General features: G+C 41.3%; 21 protein-coding genes. 2 read left to right on the top strand and 19 right to left on the bottom strand.

What is annotated here, in order from left to right:
* Nucleotides 1-86 precede the first annotated feature (86 nt).
* The 10 genes from FTV88_RS07170 to FTV88_RS07125 all read right to left on the bottom strand — a co-directional run bounded on the left by FTV88_RS07170 (nt 87) and on the right by FTV88_RS07125 (nt 10,079).
* A complete protein-coding gene (locus FTV88_RS07170) occupies nt 87-1,016 on the bottom strand; it encodes a hypothetical protein (RefSeq protein ID WP_153725010.1) in 930 nt (309 codons plus the stop codon).
* Nucleotides 1,013-1,513, bottom strand: a complete 501-nt coding sequence (gene dut, locus FTV88_RS07165; protein WP_153725009.1) for a dUTP diphosphatase — start codon at nt 1,511-1,513, stop codon at nt 1,013-1,015. Before dut ends, FTV88_RS07170 begins: the two co-directional genes overlap by 4 nt.
* A 30-nt stretch (nt 1,514-1,543) precedes the next feature.
* A complete protein-coding gene (locus FTV88_RS07160) occupies nt 1,544-2,791 on the bottom strand; it encodes a DNA cytosine methyltransferase (protein WP_153725008.1) in 1,248 nt (415 codons plus the stop codon).
* The gene (locus tag FTV88_RS07155) at nt 2,792-4,714 is read right to left on the bottom strand and encodes an anaerobic ribonucleoside-triphosphate reductase (RefSeq protein WP_153725007.1); all 1,923 of its coding nucleotides are present in this window, start codon (nt 4,712-4,714) and stop codon (nt 2,792-2,794) included.
* A complete protein-coding gene (locus FTV88_RS07150; protein WP_243137392.1) occupies nt 4,711-5,130 on the bottom strand; it encodes a 4Fe-4S single cluster domain-containing protein in 420 nt (139 codons plus the stop codon). The genes FTV88_RS07155 and FTV88_RS07150 overlap by 4 nt, the downstream gene beginning before the upstream one ends.
* 45 nt (nt 5,131-5,175) lie before the next feature.
* A complete protein-coding gene (locus FTV88_RS07145; RefSeq protein ID WP_153725005.1) occupies nt 5,176-5,508 on the bottom strand; it encodes a PDDEXK family nuclease in 333 nt (110 codons plus the stop codon).
* Nucleotides 5,509-6,441 (bottom strand): PD-(D/E)XK nuclease family protein, encoded by a 933-nt coding sequence (locus FTV88_RS07140; protein ID WP_243137391.1) that lies wholly within the window; start codon nt 6,439-6,441, stop codon nt 5,509-5,511.
* The gene (locus FTV88_RS07135; RefSeq protein WP_243137389.1) at nt 6,420-8,696 is read right to left on the bottom strand and encodes a DNA polymerase; all 2,277 of its coding nucleotides are present in this window, start codon (nt 8,694-8,696) and stop codon (nt 6,420-6,422) included. Before FTV88_RS07135 ends, FTV88_RS07140 begins: the two co-directional genes overlap by 22 nt.
* 63 nt (nt 8,697-8,759) lie before the next feature.
* Nucleotides 8,760-9,443: a hypothetical protein gene (locus tag FTV88_RS07130; RefSeq protein ID WP_153725004.1), complete on the bottom strand. Its 684-nt coding sequence runs from the start codon at nt 9,441-9,443 to the stop codon at nt 8,760-8,762.
* Between the two features lie 42 nt (nt 9,444-9,485).
* Nucleotides 9,486-10,079 (bottom strand): RNA polymerase sigma factor, encoded by a 594-nt coding sequence (locus FTV88_RS07125; RefSeq protein ID WP_153725003.1) that lies wholly within the window; start codon nt 10,077-10,079, stop codon nt 9,486-9,488.
* 238 nt (nt 10,080-10,317) lie between these two features.
* Here FTV88_RS07125 and FTV88_RS07120 point away from each other — a divergent pair, with 238 nt between their 5' ends.
* Both FTV88_RS07120 and FTV88_RS07115 read left to right on the top strand, forming a co-directional pair.
* Entirely contained in the window at nt 10,318-10,722 is a 405-nt protein-coding gene (locus FTV88_RS07120; RefSeq protein WP_153725002.1) for a helix-turn-helix domain-containing protein, read from the top strand.
* A 35-nt stretch (nt 10,723-10,757) separates the two neighbouring features.
* Nucleotides 10,758-11,186, top strand: a complete 429-nt coding sequence (locus tag FTV88_RS07115; protein WP_153725001.1) for a hypothetical protein — start codon at nt 10,758-10,760, stop codon at nt 11,184-11,186.
* On the opposite strand, the gene FTV88_RS07110 is transcribed toward FTV88_RS07115, so the two are convergent.
* The 9 genes from FTV88_RS07110 to FTV88_RS07070 all read right to left on the bottom strand — a co-directional run bounded on the left by FTV88_RS07110 (nt 11,167) and on the right by FTV88_RS07070 (nt 20,131).
* The gene (locus FTV88_RS07110) at nt 11,167-12,129 is read right to left on the bottom strand and encodes a toprim domain-containing protein (RefSeq protein ID WP_153725000.1); all 963 of its coding nucleotides are present in this window, start codon (nt 12,127-12,129) and stop codon (nt 11,167-11,169) included. The two genes, FTV88_RS07115 and FTV88_RS07110, sit on opposite strands and share 20 nt — an antisense overlap.
* A 140-nt stretch (nt 12,130-12,269) precedes the next feature.
* Nucleotides 12,270-13,529: a DnaB-like helicase C-terminal domain-containing protein gene (locus tag FTV88_RS07105; protein ID WP_153724999.1), complete on the bottom strand. Its 1,260-nt coding sequence runs from the start codon at nt 13,527-13,529 to the stop codon at nt 12,270-12,272.
* Nucleotides 13,523-14,299: an ATP-binding protein gene (locus FTV88_RS07100; protein WP_153724998.1), complete on the bottom strand. Its 777-nt coding sequence runs from the start codon at nt 14,297-14,299 to the stop codon at nt 13,523-13,525. Before FTV88_RS07100 ends, FTV88_RS07105 begins: the two co-directional genes overlap by 7 nt.
* Nucleotides 14,296-15,318 (bottom strand): helix-turn-helix domain-containing protein, encoded by a 1,023-nt coding sequence (locus tag FTV88_RS07095; protein WP_153724997.1) that lies wholly within the window; start codon nt 15,316-15,318, stop codon nt 14,296-14,298. The genes FTV88_RS07100 and FTV88_RS07095 overlap by 4 nt, the downstream gene beginning before the upstream one ends.
* 114 nt (nt 15,319-15,432) lie before the next feature.
* Nucleotides 15,433-15,657: a hypothetical protein gene (locus tag FTV88_RS07090; protein ID WP_153724996.1), complete on the bottom strand. Its 225-nt coding sequence runs from the start codon at nt 15,655-15,657 to the stop codon at nt 15,433-15,435.
* A 29-nt stretch (nt 15,658-15,686) separates the two neighbouring features.
* Nucleotides 15,687-16,319, bottom strand: a complete 633-nt coding sequence (locus FTV88_RS07085) for a peptidoglycan recognition protein family protein (protein WP_153724995.1) — start codon at nt 16,317-16,319, stop codon at nt 15,687-15,689.
* 3 nt (nt 16,320-16,322) lie between these two features.
* Nucleotides 16,323-16,568 (bottom strand): BhlA/UviB family holin-like peptide, encoded by a 246-nt coding sequence (locus FTV88_RS07080; RefSeq protein WP_153724994.1) that lies wholly within the window; start codon nt 16,566-16,568, stop codon nt 16,323-16,325.
* Between the two features lie 50 nt (nt 16,569-16,618).
* Entirely contained in the window at nt 16,619-16,969 is a 351-nt protein-coding gene (locus tag FTV88_RS07075; RefSeq protein ID WP_153724993.1) for an XkdW family protein, read from the bottom strand.
* A gap of 12 nt (nt 16,970-16,981) precedes the next feature.
* Entirely contained in the window at nt 16,982-20,131 is a 3,150-nt protein-coding gene (locus FTV88_RS07070; RefSeq protein WP_153724992.1) for a phage tail spike protein, read from the bottom strand.
* Between the last annotated feature and the right edge of the window lie 7 nt (nt 20,132-20,138).

Raw genomic sequence — 20,138 nt, 5'->3', positions numbered from 1 at the left:
TTTAAGGTCGACTATCGTTAATCTTAAAAAAGCGGGTAAATGGAATATAATATATAATGATAGAGCCTAATATTTTATTAAAAATCCTATTCCCACATCGTTTTTGGCAATCTTCCCACTGTAGTCATCAATAACTCATAAACGTCCAGATCGTAAACATCGGTCTGGTCGTTTTTTATTTGCTTCAATAACTGCCCTAGCTTCGGTCGCTGTTCTCGTAGCTTTTGCATCGCTCTGTTATGGCTAACTATGTGAGGGCCATGATATTCCTTGATACAACTCCACTTTTCTGGGTCAAGTTGATAGAGAGCATCGTACATATCCTGCACGATTTCTACCGTTTCTCCTTGTGCCCCCTTTTCCCAGATACGTTGCTTGAAGATGTGTTTAGCGAGAGCTTCTTCGGAAAAGTCCAACATGAAAGGTGGTACGATTACACCTGTTGGATAAAGGGAGCGAACAGCCTGTAGTTGTTCAGCTCGCTTTCCTTCATCCTTTTCCCTCTCAGCACCTTGAACGAGAGCTTCACAGCAAGCCAACTGGCTTTCCATCAATCTGCGATAAACTTGTTTGTCTTTCGCCTCTTCTGGAATCACGAAGCCCCACGGCTTATTGGCTCGTAATCCACCAGCTACTCGACGGTTCCGAATGGTATAAGTAATCAAGTGATCGTAGGTTGGTTTTCCTACACATATATAAAGGAAAGAAATCGTCTCGCCACGGATAGGTTCATAGGAATGACCTGCTCTAACCATGCCTTTAAGAAAGCGATCTGTGTTGTTCATATCATCATATTTACCGAGATATAAGGCAGAAGCAAAGGCACTGGACTTACGACCTTTATCGGTGTTTCGTAAAACGATTACTCGACCAGACTGAACAGGTCTATATCCTTCTGCTACATAGTTTTCATTGATAAACTTTTCAATGTTTTTTATATCATCAATTCTCTCTTGGTTCAGGTGAACATTGGAATTCTTCGTCAACGCCTCGATGTCAATCATAAATTTGTTCAAGAATTATCCCCTTTCACCCCTGTATGACCAAAGCCTCCTGCACCACGTTCAGTTGTAGTTAATTCCGTTAACTCCACTAACTCAATATCATGCCTTACAGCTTGGAAAACCAGTTGAGCCACTCTATCTCCTTTTTGAATGATGGTAGGTTCTTGACCAAGATTAATCAAGATTACGCCAACATCACCTGTGTAGTCGGCATCAATCGTACCTGGTGTGTTTAAAACGGTAATTCCTTGCTTCAAGGCAAGTCCACTACGAGGTCGAACTTGGGCTTCCATACCATCGGTCATTTGTAAGGCTATGGCCGTTCTGACCAGCACTCGCTCCCCTGGTTGAAGTTCGATCAACTTAAAGTCCTCGTTGTACGTATTTTTGAGTTGAGCAGTTGTAACTGCATCAAAGCAATAAAGGTCAAAACCACTGGATAACTGGGTCTGTCGTTTGGGAACCATCGCTTCTTCATGGAGCTTCTTAAAACCAACTTTATTACTCATTTTTAACCACCTTTTCAACTGATACCTTCTCTATGCACATTTCTCGCGAGGCAATCTTGCAGTCTTAACCATTTTTTCTAAAATCCACTCTACACAAGGAATTGCAATACTGTTACCCAATGCTTTATAACGAGCTGTATCAGAACCACAATCTGTCCAACCATCCGGGAAACCTTGTAATCTTTCACATTCCAAAGGTGTTAATCGACGTACAGCTAAATTTAAAGATATCAAATCCGTTGGGCTTTTATAGTCCCTACTGGCTATCGTACTTGCAATAGTAGATTCTTCGTAACTGTCTGATCTTTGTATTCTAATATAATTTATAAACTGTGCTACTGCATGTCGATCCCCTGCCGTTAATGTAGGAAATGGGTCACCTTCTTTCCCTATGCCTAATCCATTGCCACTGCCATCACTATTACGAGTATAGCCTCCACCTTTATATCTAGTAGCTTTATCGTTGATAGGGATAACCTGTACTACACGGGTTTGTCGCTGTTCCCCCTGCGATTTGTTTAACGTCGGGCAGATTTCTTTTTCGTGGATTCTTGGAATTCTGTCTTGGCTTCTTGGTTCAAAAAGAATGATATTTGTCTTTTTAGAGCTTTTTCCAACAGATGTGGTAACTGCTTCCCTCTTTTCTCTGATCTGCAAAGAATCCCTTGACATGCCTTCTGACTCAAAAAGTATTTTTGTGGCACTTGTGCCTCTAAAATCTGCGATAAGAAAGATTCTTTTTCTACGTTGGGGGACACCCCAATATTGGGCATCGAGAGTTCTCCAAGCGATTTCACACTCTCCCACTCTGACCATTCCAGCTCTTGCCCATTTTCCACTAGCAGGCAGTGGAATTTTGCTCTGGCTGATTTCCTCGATAACTCTCCTGAAATCTTCTCCTTTATTAGAACTATAGGCTCCGGGGACGTTTTCCCAAAGTACATATCGCGGAAACTCTCCCTTCGTCGCTTTTCTCATTTCTTTTATAATTCGTATCGCTTCAAGAAATAGACTGGATCGTTCCCCTTTAAGCCCTTCTCGCTTCCCTGCTACACTTAAATCTTGGCAGGGACTTCCGAATGTTATCAAGTCAACAGGCTCGATTTTTGCACCGTCAATATTTACGATATCTCCTAAATGAATCATTCTAGGAAAGTGCTTTTGAGTAACTTTTATAGGAAATGGTTCTATTTCACTTGCCCATAAGCAGGCGATCCCTACTTTTTGTCCTGCTAAGGGAAAGCCTCCTATACCGTCAAAAAGACTTCCCATCTTCATTTAGGCTACCTCCCGATCAGCTTTTTCTACTTCACGAAACTTTCGTTGAGGATATTCGTAGTTTTTACGAAATTCTCCCCATGATGAAACTTTGGTAAAGTAGCCAATCACTCTGGTCAAATAATCTTGAACGGGCTGCCCACAGAGTAGGCACGTCTTACCTGTACCAACAACAGTGGTATGTCCATCTGTGCAAACACCGAATCCGTAGTTGATAGCAAAATGCTCTACCCCTTCTGAAAGAGTAAGGCGAATAAGCTTTTTCATAACATCTGGATCTTCAATGCGATCTTGAATGTTTAGGTGAAGGATACCTCCCCCACTAACGTGTTTCATAAAACGACCTGTAAGCTTTATTCGATCTATCGTCCCCACATCGGCAATGAGCGGAATGTACTGATTGGAGTACAATTCAAAAGGTTGTTCTTCGCCATAGAGCAGCTTATCTTTCTTCGCCAATGTAATAGCCGTACTCTCAGCAGGGATTTCTTCGGTGTTAAAGGAGTGACCAGTTTCTTCGCTAAAGGCAAGAGCATATTGTTCTGTTTTCTTCAAAACTTCTTCCGTAAAGTCCTGCCCTTCTTCTGATTCCATCGGCATCCCTAGAAAATGGCACATCTCATAATGACCGTGAATACCTATGGTGGAAAAGAGCATGTCCAATGAAAACCACTGCAAGGGCTTAAAGAATTTCAAAAAACCTTTTTCAACTCGTCGTCGTAGAATCTCTTCTCGATGAACAACAAGGAGGTCACGAGCCATCTTTGCTCGTTTGTCTAGGATTTCAAAAAAGTGTTTTTTACTATGAGCTTCTAACGCCAATCGAGGAAAGTTAATCGTTACTACTCGATGGGAGCCAATGTTTAATCCTCCATTACCAAAGCTGTCGGCTCTGTAGTTCATCCGTTCTCTATCGTTTACAAAACGGCAGCACATTGCAATCTTAGAACCTTCGTTGGCGTAGATGTTCAGAAATCCTAACTTACGGTTAATCCGGCTGATAAAATCCAAAAAATCTTCATCCAATGGCTCTCGCTGTTCGTTCACAGAAAGGTTGGCTGTCATTACAGGGAAACGATAAGGCAAGCCGGTAGTCGGATCGCCTTTGGCAAAGAATAAGGCAATCAGCTTTTGTACTGCCATCACGTATTCAACGTCAACGCTAGAGCCATCGGGGTAACGATAGTCGTTAAATATTTTTTGTAGATTCACTCGATCAAAGATAGATACGTTGGTAAAAGGGCTTTGGCCTGATACACGAAACTTGTTGTTAGCAACATGAATAAACTTCTGCCAGATATTGATGATGTAATCTTTATCATCGTTATTTCGCAAATCTCTACCTTCTCGCTGTAGATACCAGCAAAGGTTCACAATAAAATCACTCGGTGCAACAGCCCCGGCAAACTCTTGACTTAAATCCATAACCACTTCTGTTACCTGTGCTGCGAAGCTATCTGATCGTTTCGGTACAACAGAACTTAGTTGACCGTAAGGCCGTCCTTCTGTCATTAAGTTGGCTGTGGAAAAAGCGAAGCAGTAAGGAATTTGAATCCCCTGCCCTGAACTATCGTGAAAGTACAGTTCTCCACGCCAGATAGAAGTAATCAATTCATTGGCTCTACGAAGGCCAAATCTCTTTTTTGCATATCGCCATAGAAGGTAATAACCCTCTAACTTCAAAATTCCTTTTGTTACTTCGGCCTGATAGTTGTTGGCCGACAGTTCTTCATTGGAGTTGGCGTTTTGATCAACCGTGGCATCGGCTAGTCGTTTGGTAAAGTAATCGTGAGACATCTGCCCTACGTCTACCTTTTTCGGGCTGATACCTTCCAGTTCAAGAAAACGAAGCCCCCTTTCGTCTTTGGCAAACTTGTTGTAAAGTCGGTCAAAGCCTGGTTCAAACGTAAGTGTAAGTTTCACGCTGCTTCTCCCTTCCGTCTGTCCATAACAACTTGATTGGAACTAGCAGGAAACGAGTTGGTCTTTAATTCTTCCTTATAAGGGCCAGCAACGATAACATCACATAAGGCAAGAAACTCGCTCGGTACTTCGTCTATTTCATAGCCTGTATAAAGCCAAGTAGCAAGGCCAAGATTTTTCCCTTCATTTAATAACTGCTGTAATGCACTCTTTTGATCCAATGGCTCACCACCAACAAAGACAAGGGCATCGTAAAACTTTCTATGTTTCTTTATTCTTGCAACAATATCTGAAATGGCGACAGCTTGGCCTCCGTCAAAAGATTGTAACTCCGGGTTATGGCATCCAAGGCACCGAATAGAGCAACCTTGAAAGAAAACAGTAAAAGCGATTCCCACGGCATCGGTCGTATTCAAATCGTTAAAACCTGCTACTTGAACGGTTCTAGTCTCAGCAACGATTTAGGCAACCTCCTTTACGACTTCATCTGTGACCTTCCATTTCCGAAAGCCCTCTCTATCCACCCACACCCAGAACTCAAAGTCTATCTTTTCCCCCAACTCATACTCTTGAAGAATTTCTTGAATCTGCTGAATCTCTTTTTTATAGACAGAAGGCGTAAACTTCTTCGTTCTTTTCGATTGAACAGCTACGATACGTTGTTTGCTGATTCCCAAGACATCAATCTTCGAATGTGATCCGGCAGAACGTAAAACGAGATAGCCTTGGTCTGTTAGTTGATGAACAATCTTTCGTTCGATTTCATAACCTCGCTGATAATTCGTTCTGGCCACTTATGCTGCCACCTCACCTTCTAGAGCTTGGCAGTAAGGCTTGTAAGGACAGAAAAAACATTTGCTTTCATCGGCTGGTGGTATTTCGTCGTTGTCAATCATTGCAGCAACAGTAGCAAACTTATCTAACAAGCGTTGCTGTTCTTCTTTTGTAACAGCCAGATAAAAAGCCCTCATATCGGGTTTTGCATCGATTCCTTTTGTCCAACCGTCTTTGGCTAAAGATTCATAAACAACGAGAAACTCTGTAACGCCAAAGAGAAGCGAATAGGCCACACACTGTTCTTTGTGATCAGGCTGTAACTCTTTCATGCGATAATTACCGATGGCTCCTAAAGTAGTCGACTTGGTCTTAAACTCAAAACCAATCTTGCTGTTGTCTTTCTGGTATATCAGAACACCGTCCATCATGCCGTAAAGTTGAAACGACTGGTCTTGGTGAGTAAACTGTTTTCCCGTTCTGATATTCTTTTCCCAAGCAGGACGGTTTTCTTTTTTGGTACGAGCTACTTTGAACAAAGGCTTGTCCAAGTATTTCTCGGCATACAATAGATCCTTTTGAGTAGCACCGTGAACGGCTGTTCCGTTTCTGGCCCACCTACGTTGATAAGGAAAACGATCTTCTTGAATCTTGGCGTACCTTTTTGCCTTGAAGTACAGTTCTCGTTCGCATTTATAAGCTGACGACGGTGAGAAAGAAGTAATGCCTTTAGGAAAGATACGTTCACTATCTTTTTGTAGGCCCGATAGTTCATCTTGTAAAATGATTTCTTCTATTACACGATCTGTGACAACATCAAAGCTGTTGATATTATCGAAGTGCTCTAAGATGGCTGTCGTTAATTCCGTTCCTCTATCTTCTCGATGGGATAATACCTCATCTCGCAGTTCTTTGGCTCCCTTTCGATTGATTAAGCTACTGATTGAAACCACTCCTTCTTTGGCTTTCCTTCACCCCAACGAACCATAACCTCGGTATCTACTTTCAGAGGTACTTCCAAGGAAACGGTAGAAGTCATCGCTCTTTCAAGTTCTAATACTTCATCTATCGTGATGGTTTCATCAACGACCATCAAGGCTTCATCGTGTACGGTTCCACAAAGTGACCAGCCTTTTTGCCGGCAATGGCTGTGCAAATTTAAGAGAGCTTGCTTCATTATGTCGGCAGCCGTCCCTTGAATAATGGCGTTTACACTTTGCCTGCGAACAGACTCAACGTCTCCTTTGATATCTTGAAACTTACGTTTTAGGTCGTAAGGTAGTTTTTTATGCTCCCAAAGATTGATAGGTACTTCTTCTACGCCTAAATGATCGCAGATTTGTTTGGCTAGTTTATCGTAAACAATTGCCTTTTCTTTGTGACCTGGGAAACGTCGTTTCCTACCAAAGAGTGTTTCTACATACTCTTTTTCTTTGACCTTACGATGGGTTCCCTTAATAAAAGCATCAACATCAGGATAGGTCTTAAAGAAGTCTTGAATAAACTTCTGAGCTTCTTCAACCGTAATCCCTAGCTGGCTCGATAAAGTAAACATGCTCGTTCCATACATCACAGCAAGTAAGCCAACCTTCATCATCTTTCGATATTTCGAGCCATCGCCACAATCTTGTAAAGGAACGTTAAACACTCGGCTGGCTAGAGTAGAATACAAGTCTTGCCCTTGTAGGTACGGTTCTTGTAGTTCTTTATCTCCACTGATATGAGCCAACACACGAGGTTCAATTTGAGAAAAATCACTTCCTAGCATCACTTTACCGTTCGGTGCAACAAAGAGCTTTCGAGCGTTTTGTGGCAAGTTTTGAAGGTTTGGTTCGTTGCTAGAAAATCGACCCGTGACGGTAGATACTTGATTAAAAGAGCCGTGAATCTTACCGTCTTTTTTAATTCTCTCTGGCAAGGACTCGACGTACGTTCCGAGTAACTTCGTGGACTCACGATATTTCAACAAATGCTTAATGCCATCGTGATGTTCTTGTAGAGCTTTTAAGGTTTTTACATCGGTAGAACGAGCTTTTACTTCAGGTAGTTTCAATTCATCATAAAAGAGTTTGGCAAGCTGCAACGGTGAGTTAAAGTTGATATCGCCAAAGTGGTGACGGAGAGCCTTTGCTTCCTCTTCGATTTCTCTTTTTAACTCTTTGCCATACTCTTTGGCATAGTCCTGATCAATTAAAAAACCGAATTGCTCCATATCAACACAGAGTTCAATCAAAGGATTTTCTAGCTCTTGATAAAGCCGACGTAGTTTCTCCCTATCATCAAAGAACGTCTTTTGCCACTGGTAGAGCTTCCAGGTCAAATGGGTATCTTTCGCTGCATAGACCAAAGCCACATCAAGATCAATTTCGTCAAAAGAGGTCTTGCCAAACAAGTCATCATACGTATGACTGTCCTCTTGAAAACCGAATAGCCTCCCATACTTGGTGGCCAAGTTTTTAAGAGCATAAGAATGTTCATTTTCGTTTAAGATGGCCATGGCTACACGAGTGTCGTGATACAATCCTTCCATTTTGATCCCATGTCGAAGCAGCATGTGCATATCGTATTTCGCATTATGAAGAACTTTGCCTATATCGGGATTGGTAAGCACAGGTTTTAAGGCTAATAATACGGTTTTTCGTTCAAGCTGTGTTCCCTTTTTATGGGCCACGGGGATATAAACGTGGTAATCGGCTATAGGTAAAGTAATTGATAAACCGACGATAACATCCTTATAAACGTCTAGACCCGTTGTTTCGGTATCTAAAGCAATGATCGGTTCTTTCGTCAGGTCGTTAATCAATTGATTTAATGCTTTTTCCGTCTGGACTAAAAGATAATTCTTCGGCGTACTCTCGACCATCTCTTTGAGAATTTTATCTTTCCTTTTTTCCTGTAAATCACGCCAGAGCCGTAAAGCATGGGCTTTGCTAAACTTTTTCATGCTTTCTACGCCAGTACCTATTTCGCCATCTTCAATCGCTTTTTTTACGATAAGAAGCCGTTCTTTATCTGTAGCCGACATTTTCGACTGAAAGATTGCTTTCTTAAAGGTTCCCTTATGATTAGTCCATCCGATTTCCCACATCTCTTCCCACGTTGGCTCTTTCTTTGAAAGCTCTTTATTTTCTTGAGCTTCTAAAGCTCGTCCCCAAGCTGTTGAATCTTCTTCTTGCATTGTTAAGTTAGGTGTTAGAACTTCTTCCATGATGAGAAATGCCTCCTTTCTTCACGATATAAGGGAAAGGGAAGAGAGGGAGTAAAGCCCCCTCTAAAAGATATTGTCTGGGCTGTTATCTTCGTTAATAGCTGTCACACCATCTTCTAATACTTCATCATCAAAGTAATCGCTTACTGGAAAGCCTGCTTTTTGTAAATCTTCAATCTGTTGCTGTCTTGTTCTTGCCTGTAAAACTGTTTCATAGAACTCAATCTCTACCTTTTCATTTTCAAAACGATTGAACTTCTCTTGATCGTCTTTTTTGAGTTTTAGAATAGGATTTAATGTGTAGGTCGTATCTGTTTTCGTTCCGGTACGCTTAAAGATAAAGGCTACATCCTCAATATCTTCAACATACTGTTCAATCGTATTGATTAATCCTTGGGCCTGTCCTCGGCTAGCATCAAAGACACGAACAATGCCTTCATCAATATCGGCAAAAGCAAAGAGGTAACGCTTTTTCGCTCGTAAAACTTGAAACTCTTCGATCTTAGAATCGGCAGCTTCACAAATGGCACATTTTTGACCAGAAGGAACGATACAAGGCTGGGTGTATATTTCGTGATGAAAAGAACTGTGGGCACGATATTCCACGTAATCTTCTGGTGATAACAGCCGGACACGTACAGAATCGCCATCTTTTAATCGGAAGTAGACCTTTTTGAAATCGATTTGATTATTTTTCTTATTCGCAGATTCCTTGGCTGCTTTTCCTTTGGCTGTGATTACTCCCATTCATTACATCCCCCTAAATTTGTTTTTATAAGTTATAATAATTTAAGAAACAGTCTCAATTAGATACTTTTTGAATTTTTCTTTTGCCCTATTAACAATATTCCGAACTGTAGAATCATACTTATTCCGACCAAAGACACCTGCAATGTCTTGGTTGGAACAACCGAAATTAAGAAGTTTAATTACTTTTCCATGCCGTTCATTGGTTCGCTCGAAATCATGGATCTTCTTTTCTACCTCTTGACAGTCTAAATACTCTTGCTCCGTAGAAGTTTGTTGTATAGCTACTTGATCGAGAACTATGTCACCGTTTTCTACATCAATGGATTCTTCTTTATAAAGGCTTCGTTTTTGGCTTTTATGGTAGCGATAGAGGTCGGTCTGAGCTGATTTGATGTGAAAATAAAACCGTTGAAGAAATCGAGAAGTCCCGTCATAAAAGATAGCTGCTTTCCATACTTCCTCTGCAAAAATGCTCTCGTATTCCTCCACAGCAATTCCTGTAGAGTAGTGGTACTTTAGGGCTTGCTTTCTGACAATGGGCTTCATTTTCTCAAAGAGTTGATTGAAGGCATTTTCATCACCTGTTTTGTTAAACTGTAAAGCCAGTTGGTCTAACTCTTTATCCAAATCCATTTTCTTTTCCCCCTTCCCCCTTATTTCGCCCTCATTAATTCATGTCGAAAAAGGGGTATGATTTGTCTCGTTATTTCAAAAAATATTTATTCTTTTTTTCTTCCATGTCTTGATTGACGTGAAGTTCGAAAAATAAGGACAAGTAAGGAACAAAAAGGGACAAAATAACGTTATTGCGTGCAAGCTACAAATAACGTTACAAATTCACTAAATTCGTACAGCAAAGGATTGACTCCCCTTGACCAACCTAGAAGATCGCTCCAAAGAGTTACTGCTTCTTGCTAGTGCTGGTCAATACCTCAAAGAATTACGGTTGAAAAAAGAGCTTTCTCTGGCTCAATTAAGCAAAGAGGTTGGTGTTGGTGCCCCTTATTTATCAGAGCTTGAAAGAGGATTAAAATCTCCCAGCGATCATCTCATTCATCAGTTGGCGGATTTTTACGACCTCGAAGAAGACGTTCTCTTTGCCAAGTTTGGTAAAATCCCTATTGCAGCAAGAGTTGTGTTAGGAAATGAGCCAATGCTCTTAAAAACACTTGTGGGTATTGGCAAGCATAAAAAAATTCCGGAAGATAAAAAACAGGAGCTATACGATTATTTACATGATTTGTATAAACTCCTTGACGATGAGAAAAACTCTTAGTTAGTTAAATGAGTACCCATCGGAGTGGCTTTGTTTTGATAGACCTAATAACAAACTATTTGGTTGAAACTTTTGGTTATCGTCCAGCAGTACAAATTAAAAACTTATATAGCATTTTTTCTAATACTGCTGTTGGTTTTTTGTTAGGTATCTTGTACTTTTCCACCATCGTTCCTCGAATCAGACGTATCTTGGAAGTGAAAGATCGACAATTCAGACTCAATGAAAGTCTCTCTTTCTTGGCCTATAAAAGAAACGGTAAAGTGGAAGCTTTGGTAGATCCCAAAACAAAGGAAGAAGTTCTCGATCTCTTTCTTGCTTGGCATCTTCACATTTTGTATCCTGAGAAAACTTTTTTTATGAAAGATCCTAAAAGGGTCTGGTGGATGTTTGTCATTACCGTTGGTATCGCTTCTATCCTTGCTTTTATTGGGTTATTGTTGGCTATTCACGTGATTGAGTAAAGAAATAAGATACTTCTACTGACTCTGTAATGATTTTTAACAACCTATCTTGGCTTAAATCATTTACGTCTTTCACTTCATCTGGAAGACGTATTTTTTTTATTTTCTTATAACCGTTTAGCTGATTTACAATAGTTTGAGCAATACGTTCTCCAGCTTTATCATTATCTGTAGCGAGAATCAACTCTTCTACAGGAGATTGAATAAGCAGTTCTTTTTGCCGTCGACTAAGATTGGCTCCCCCTAAAGCAATGGCAGCGAAACCTGCTTGACAAAGTGTGAGAACGTCAATCTCGCTTTCTACGATAAAGGCACTTTTCTGTTCTTCTTGGTAGATACAATGGAGTCCATAGAGATGATCTTTCACTGGTTGACCGCCTCGAAAGTACCAGAACCGTTTGTCTTTTACACTTCTATACTTGACATTCACCAGTTGACCGTCTCGCTCAAACCAAGGTATTGTAATAGCCTTGGTTTTTTTGTCGTACCCAATTTTGAATCTACGCTGCCACGTTTCGGAAATACCACGGACTTCTTCAAGATAGGGATGGCGATAAAGATAGCTTTTAAGTATTTCAGAGGCTAGATATTTTTCTTTTTTCGCTACCTCTTGAGGAAGATCAATCGTTAAACGTAGAGCCTCGATATCTTCAAAGTTACCATAACCGTAGTTTTGAATCAGGTAGTCTACTGTTTCTTCGTATGTTTCGTTTCTAAGCCATGATAAGAGCTTTGCAAAGTTCCCTTTTCGCCACTCTTCATCGCTACTTCCACTGTCAATCCAAATGCCGTTGTCCAAGCGAACTGCAAATGATGGTGTACGTTCTTGACGAAAGGGTGAGCAAGCGAGAAACTTACCACTTTTCCAACTTGGCTTTCTCCAATCATATTGCTGTAACTCTGCTTCAATATCGATGTCAAGATGCTGCCCTTGAAGCAACAAGAATTATTTCATCTCCTTTTTTTGGATTTTACGTTCACCACATTCACGATATTCGCTGTATTGTGAACTTCGGTACAAGCAAAGTCTAACAAAGGATAGACATACCTTCAACCTGTAAATGATTGTTAGTATGGAATGTTTTAGAACAAATCTGTAATCTCTGTTTCTTTGATTACCCCTATATTAAAGTTGCAAACCAACTCGATAACAGTACCTACGTTAGGTTCACGAGCTTTCTCAATGCTGATTTTTCCGATTCCTTCAGAAGCATCGAAGGTCAATGCTGTAGCAGCATCTTGAATAACCGCCACCGTTTCGGAGTAATCCGTTAATTTCGGTGGGTTCACAAGGCGTGTTCCTTCATCGTCTGTTTTACGGCTTTCTTTTTCGGCTGATCCCGGTGTTTGGTGAACGACCAATCCAGCTACACCGTAATGACCAAAGAGCTGCCTGAGCTTTCTTGACGTATAAGACATAGAATCTCGCATCTTGCCTCTTCCGTGGTTCATTAGGTTAAAGCCATCGATAATGACCATTTTTACATTGGGGTTCATCTGTAGATCCGCTTCAATCGTTTCTAAGGACAATCCGTTAGGTAAGTTCTCCATCGTCTTAATGAGGTAGGGAGCCATGTTCATCTCTGTCTTAAAAGCTTCTAGGTAACTTAAATATTGTGATTCATTTTCTAGCTGGCCTCGACGAAGTTTTACGTTATCAAAGTGGCCCATTAAAGTATCTAATCGAAAAGCTTGCTGTCTTTTTGATAGCTCTGGTGAGTAGTGAAGTACACCAAAGTTATTTTCCCAAGCAGCGACACCGATGTGAGAAGCTAGCCATGACTTTCCCCGATTGGTAAAGGCCATTAACAAGATGTAATCGCCTACTTCAAAACCACCTCCAAGAGCCTCGGTCAAAGAAGGGTATGGCGTGGGTATGTAACTTCTCGTCTGATTCTCTTTGGCTTCTTGATACCACTGTGCCCTCTCTTCGCCATTAACAGAAAAGTTGGTTCCAAGGTCTGTAAAGATTTTTGTCGTTGTTTCAATCCGTAACGTCTCGTCTTTGAGCCATTGGATAAAACGATCTCCTGATAGCTCGCTAAACTTTTTGGCAGCTTGGTGTTGCAGCAATTCAAAGGCTTGTCTCTTGGCAGTTTGAGCTTTTAGTCGGCTACAAAGATATTTGAAGGAATCTTGTACTTCTGGAACATAGTCAAAACTTTCAAAGCGAGCCACTACCGTTCGATAATCAGGAGTTTGGTGGTTTTCTTTTACATAATCACGTAAGAAAAGATAGACCTCGCCAAGTGTAGGGAAATCGGATACATCGATGTTATAGCGTTGTAGGATTAAAAAATTATTCTCGTCAATCACTTTCGATAGCAGTTGTGTCTCTAGCATAGCAAGGCTCCCTTCTTACGCTTGTCCTCACCCTCAAAAGATATAGAAAACGTACAGCCTTCTATGCGACTTACAATCCGAGGGTCAAGTAAGGTTTCCAGTCTCTCTAAGGGTTCGTTAGAGGTAAATACTGTCGCCTTCTGGTCTACGGCTCTTTCATCGATGACTTCGTAGAACTCGCTTTTGAAGGCTTCCGTGGCTTCACGAATCCCGATATCGTCTAAGACAAGCAGATTGGTTTGTAGCATAAAAGCCTTGCTTTCGTAGTAACGTAAACTTGCTTTATCTTGTAACTCCTTGGGGCCACGAAACTGAGCATTGTAGTGATTTTGAAACCTCGAAGCATTGATAAATAAAGCTGGCAAAGCATCTAGAACTCGTTCTTTCTTAATGTGTTGAATCGTCCGAGCTACGAGATACTCATGGAGGATAGCAATGGCTGTGGTGGTCTTGCCTGTACCAGTTCCTTTTACGTTACCTCTACCGGGTATGGAATAGAGGTATAGCCCCAATCCTTCATCCACTTTTTCTAATACTTCTTGGCAATAAGCTGTGACAATAGCATGGGCTTCTGGATTGTCTTTTTCGTAAGGAAGATTGTGAGCCATCACTTGCTCGTAAGACTTAGGGATCTGTGCAAGCCCTCTAACGCCTCCTGTGCCCTTTTCACCATGCAATCTAAGGTAAGGATAGCAGAGGCTATGGCAATGATCTCTATGGCCCCTTTTTTTGCATCTCAGGGCTAGTAGACAAGTTGCTTCTAGACTCATTCTTTTACTCTCCCTTTTTTAATCCGTTTTAGAATCTCGTCAACATCCATGCCTCCATGCTTCTGAATCTTTGCATACTGCCTTTCTTGCTCTTTTTTATCTTCCACAACAGCATGAACTTGTTCAGCCAGCCAACTTGCCAACTGCCCAATGGTAGGCCGTAGGTAGTTCTTTCTTTTCCAACGATACTCGTACTCTTCAAAAACGGTATCTATGATGGCCTGTAGCTGTTCAGGGCTGTAGTGAGGCAGGAGCTTATCTTTGAGTAAATCTATATCTCTTTCCCAGTTGGACTGATATTTTGAGATATAACGGCTCTGGTAGGATTGAGAGAAATAGTTATAAAACTCTCTTGCCGTAGAAGGAGCTGTTATTTTATTTTTTTCTTCAACAGCATCTGGCCCTGACTCTATATCTTTCTTGTTATTGTGGTTCTTGTTTATATGGTTCTTGTTTATGGGTAAAGCGTTACCCACCGGCGGAGGGTCAGTTTTACCCACCGGAGGCTCTTTTTTACCCACCGACGGTTCAATTTTACCCACCGTCCGTGGGTAAACTTTACTCACGTCCAATGAGTAAGGTTGACTCATTGGAGGGGTATCATCTATACCCTCTGGGGCATCAATTTGACTATGAAAAATGGCAACTTGCGATAAAGGCAACACAGTATAAACAGAAAACTCAATCAAGGCATTGCTAGAGTTTCGTTTTTTGATTCTTGTAATGATGGGTTGATCATTCCAACGAAAATTCAGTAGAGACTCAATATAACGAGCTGCTGTTTTGCGAGTCACACCAATTCGCTCTGCAATTTGTTCTTGTGTGGGGTAACATTCACCCTTTTCGTTCATAAAAGAAGCAATAGCTAATAAGGTAATGGTTCGGTCTGAGCCAAGCTGCGAAACAAGGCCACTGGTAAATAAGCTAACGTAGAGTTTGAGAAAAATTTGATTGTCCCATGTTTTGTTTAGAACGTTGAAAGACTGCTTTACCTCTAGGGCGAGCATTTGATCTTTCATTGAGAACACCCCCTTGCTTGTTCATATCGAAAAAGGGGTATGAATTGTTGCATCTTCAACGAAAAAAAAGCCCACCAGCTATAGTAAGCTAGTGGGCCTAAAGGGAAGTTCTATTTACTTGTGTAAGGTTTTGGTTACGTCAAAGAGGCCATTGGCTGATAATCCTACAACAACACCATGAAAAATACCTGCCTGAATCGTTTCAGCAGGTAAGTACAAAAGGCCAGCGATAATACCTAGAATCATTGTTACGATTGGAATGTACTTGCTGTCGACATAAAGTTTGGTGAATTGACCAATAGCGATGATAACCGTTACAACCATTCCAGCTTCAAACATCGTTCATTTCTCCTTTTACTATATTTTTATTATGCAATCACTTTGAGACGATCAAGAATAACAGCAATGCGATAGAACGTGGCATCTCCGACAGGATCACCAATAATACCTCGATCCATCAGTTTCTTTACCGATGGTCTTGCCCAATCAGGTACTTCGTCAAATCGTTTGGCAACCGTTTTTTCACTGGCCTTTTCTTTGATAGTTTCAATAAAAGCTCCCCAGCGAGGTAGGATGCGATGAGGACACTGTTTATTTGACCATTTTTTGTGAGATACAACATTTTCAACAGGAATGTTATGTGTTTCCATCAGATGAACGATTAGCTCAACGGCTTTTTCTTCGGCTTTGGCATAATTGCCGTCAGCATTTTCGCAGATTTCGATACCAATGCTTGTTCGATTACCGGGGCCATGACCACCATCACCAGCATGCCAACCGTTTTCATTGGTAGGTAGATGTTGAACGATTCGTTGATCATCTACCGTGTAATGCCAACTGGTCGATCCGGCAGCTAAGGATTTGATAAAATTAGAATGGCCTAACGCATTGGCACCATTGTTGACGTTGCCAGTGTTATGAACAGTAATATAACGAGGATTCATGGTGTTACCCGGTCGGTTACGGTTACCTTTTGGAATAAAATCTTGAATGATGTTCATAAATCATCGTCCCCTTTCACGTATTTCAGATTTGATTTCTTGAACGTTGTCACTGAGTCGCTCATACTGCATCGCAAGAAGCTCGAATTGCCGGGTCATGTCTTGTAGGAAGTTGGTCAACTTTACTTCTCGTTCTTTGGCATCGGCTTGCAATCGTCGGCTTTCGTTTAGCTGATACAGGTACAAGGAAACAAACAATAAAGCCCACAAACCTTGTTCTAAGGCTGCTTTTAGGAGACTTTGTTCCATCACATCACCTCTTTCTTTTGGGAAAATAAAAAAGCCCCCGAAAAGGAGGCTTACTTTTTCATTCGTAGTGGATTTTCATGTTTTTCTTTAATTTCGTTCATTCGTACTTTCATAAACCATGCTTCACTATTTTTCGGTAGATTAAGTATCTTCCAGATTGCATCAAGTTGTTCTTCTATCGGTGGATACTCTGCAAACCTTTTTTCTCGATAACTGTTGTTCTGGTAAGCAAAAAGATAGTGGCTCCACCATTCATCCAATTCGGCTTCACTCGGTTTGGAATAACTGTTGTTCCAATGGTCAAGATACTGTCCTTCCCCATCATCTCTTACGGTAAAATCCTCTAAGGGATTCAGGTCTGGATATCGAATAAGGATAGCCAAAGCGATATTTTTTCTCATGGCCTCAACCTTTCATGCGATTTTATAAACCGTGAAGTAGGATGATTCTTGCGAAGCATCGGTATTGGCTGGATTGGTTAAAAAGCCATATAACTCAATGTAATGACCTGTCGCTAACTCTGTAATAACAGCTCCTGATATGGTAGTAGCACCTATGGCTCCTGAAAAGGCCGTATTAAACCGGAGATAGGCCCCACCATTTCGATATAACATCATAGAACTGGTCGTATTGTGAGCATGCCATATATAGCGAATGGAAGCGGTTACTAGATATCTACCACTACTACTGGCTGTAAACCGTGAAAGGCTGTTGTTGTACTCACTTCTTCTATCATACCCTACGTGATTATACGTTAGTTTCGTCCACGTATTGGCACCGATATATTGGCTATTTGTCTGCCAAGCAAAAGAACCATTTTGATTCAATAACTCTAAAGTACCATTGATACTGATAGGCGAATCAATGGTCAAATAGGGTGAAGATATTCGAAGGGCATTGACACCCATGACAGCATGAGGATAGGTAGAGATAAGAGCCGACGTAGAAAAGTGAATTTTCTTATCTGTACCATCAGACATACTACCTAAAGTAATTTCTTTACCCACTCGAAGATTGGTTGTTACGTCAATACTCGTATTGGATCGAATCGTACCACCTTCGATGGTTACACCTTGAATCGTTCCGGCTGTTAATGTACTTGCTACTACACCGTCGGCTGTGATGGCATTTCTAAAGCTCTGTCCTCCATTGGTCGATACTCCAACACCCCCACTGGTAATACGAACAACTCGTTGAACATTGTTCGGGTCTTTGGCATAAAAGCCCGATTGATCCCAGTAGAAGTTGGAATCTCGTTGAATCATATTGCTGGCTACATTGATAGCTCCTTTTAACTTAGAGGCTGTAATCGTATCGTCGCTATTAATCGTTGCAGCTCGATCCCAGATGGCTTTGTTCGTATCAACAGTGCTTTTAACAGTATTGGCAACTTGCTGGGCTTCTGTGGATTCTGTTACATCTATAAATTCTAAAGAATCGACTTGAACTGTCCCGTTGCCACCTTCATAGTTGACTAAAAATAAGGGACGTACATATACCGTCCCTTGGCGAAATTGATGATGTTGATTGCCTACGCCAGTAATCAAGCCTTCGAAGACATGCCAACCTTGGCTGGTTGTAATACCTGTTCCGGCTACGGCACAGTAACGATGAAAACCAGCTCCACCGTCAATATGTCTGTAATTGCCGTCTAACGTTACGACCCCGGCGTAGACTTTATTTTTTTCTCCACCATTGGTGGGGTTTATGGTTTGTCTTACTCGCAATCTTAATTTATAAATCCGGTTTACGTTGACAGGAATAGGTTCTACATAATAAGCCCATTGCTGGCCTTGAATCTCCCATACGGCACCACCTGCGATACCTGTTCCATGAACGATGGTGCCAGCGTTGGTTTGATTCACTGTTTTTCCTTCGTAGGCTGCTGACCAGAAACTTTTTTCTTTTTCGAAGTAAGGATTGATTCTTTGACCTACCAGTTGAGCATAGGATTTCGCTGCTTCTTCGGCTGAATTGGCCTTTGCCTGCGAGCCTTCTGGTGTTTCTTTTTGAGAAGGGTCATAACCACTTTGAAAGGTCGTATCGAATCCGACTTCTATCTGGTTCGAACGAATCTTACCAGTGTTGATAAGGTCGGCAGTAAAGCCATCACCTGAACCGAAGGTTCTCCAATTCCATTCTCCGGTGGCATCGTTTTTACTGTTAGCAATCGCAAGAATCCCACCTAAAAGCCGTAATGCTCTGGTGGGATTTTCTTCTTTGTCCGTAATTAAGATGCCGTCTTGTTCTGTTATCTTTACTGTTCCACTTCCAGCTCGGACTTCGTTTTGTAAGGCGTTGATGACACCTTCTAACCAATCTGTTTTGACATTCCCTTTATCCATCTTGTTGTCCCAGAATACTTCTTTGTTGGCTACTTTAGAACGCCAACGATTCATCTCTGTCATTTGATCGGTAAAGATGGGTAAAAAGTTGCCTAACCTTACTTCTGCTTTTTCTGGTTCGTTTTTATATCGTCGAATCTCTATAATACGAGCTTTTACTGTCAAGGCTGGCTGTAGTTCTCGGTCAATAACGATAACTTGATCGCCTAGCCTAACCTTTTCGTGGTCATAACCCGTCAAAGTTTCTAAGTCTACGACCGTTAGTTCATACTGAACCAAAGGCATTTTTTGTTTCTGTAAATCCATCCATGTTTTCTCTAAAAGTCTCTCTGGATTATCTTCTTCTATATCTTCATACAGGCCCATACGATGTCGCTTTGTTCCGTTGCTGTTACTTCGACCAAACATGACTAAGGCTTCTGCATCACCTATAAAGTTTTGACCTTTCGGCTTATCGACAGGATGGCCTTTTGCTTTTTGCCACTCTACCTTTTCAAAAGTGATTCTTCGACCATAGCCATCACCTGTTTCTTCGCCTTTACCTCTACCAATCAGAGCTGTTTTGACATTGCTAGAATCGACTTTTCGGCAGATGTTGATGATGTCTTTGTTATATTCAAATCGTTTGCCTGTTTCTGTACCTCGTAAAGATATCAAATCGACATATCGACCTGTGATGGTATTCCCGGAAATGGTTACTCGAAAGCGAAGCTCACCACCCCAGATGTTTGCGATTTCATGGATTGTAGATAAGGCATTGTCATAGTAACTGTCTAAGCTCCCTAATCCAAGATTGGCTACTGTACCAGACAGCCACCGTGTTTGATCTAAAACTTGCAATAAAGCAAAGCCTGCTGAAACGTTTTTCGGTCTAAGCTCTGTTACGATTTCATCTAACAATTCTAAAGAGGCATGTTCGCAGTACACTCGTTTTACGATAATCTCGCCATGGGCTTCTTCGATTTGGCGAATGATAAAAAGCTGATAGTTGTTTTCTAGGTCTTGAAAAGCCACCATGTTTTCTTCCACCAGATAAGCAGCATCTTCGTGGTTGGCAGGGACAATAAATTCAAAAGTTTGTTCACCTTGTAGTTTCTCGATATAAAGAGCTTCCGTATAAGGACAAGCTTCGGGATTGCTGTTGGAAAGTAGGCAGCAAAACTTTTCTTCTCGGTCAAACACGAATAAAGGGCTTTCGTCAAATCTGCTTTCGCTCATTGTTGGC

It is taken from the genome of Heliorestis convoluta (assembly GCF_009649955.1).
Lineage (GTDB): Bacteria > Bacillota > Desulfitobacteriia > Heliobacteriales > Heliobacteriaceae > Heliorestis > Heliorestis convoluta.
The sequence above is the reverse complement of the archived record's forward strand: the minus strand, read 5'-3'. Positions and strand labels throughout refer to the sequence as shown.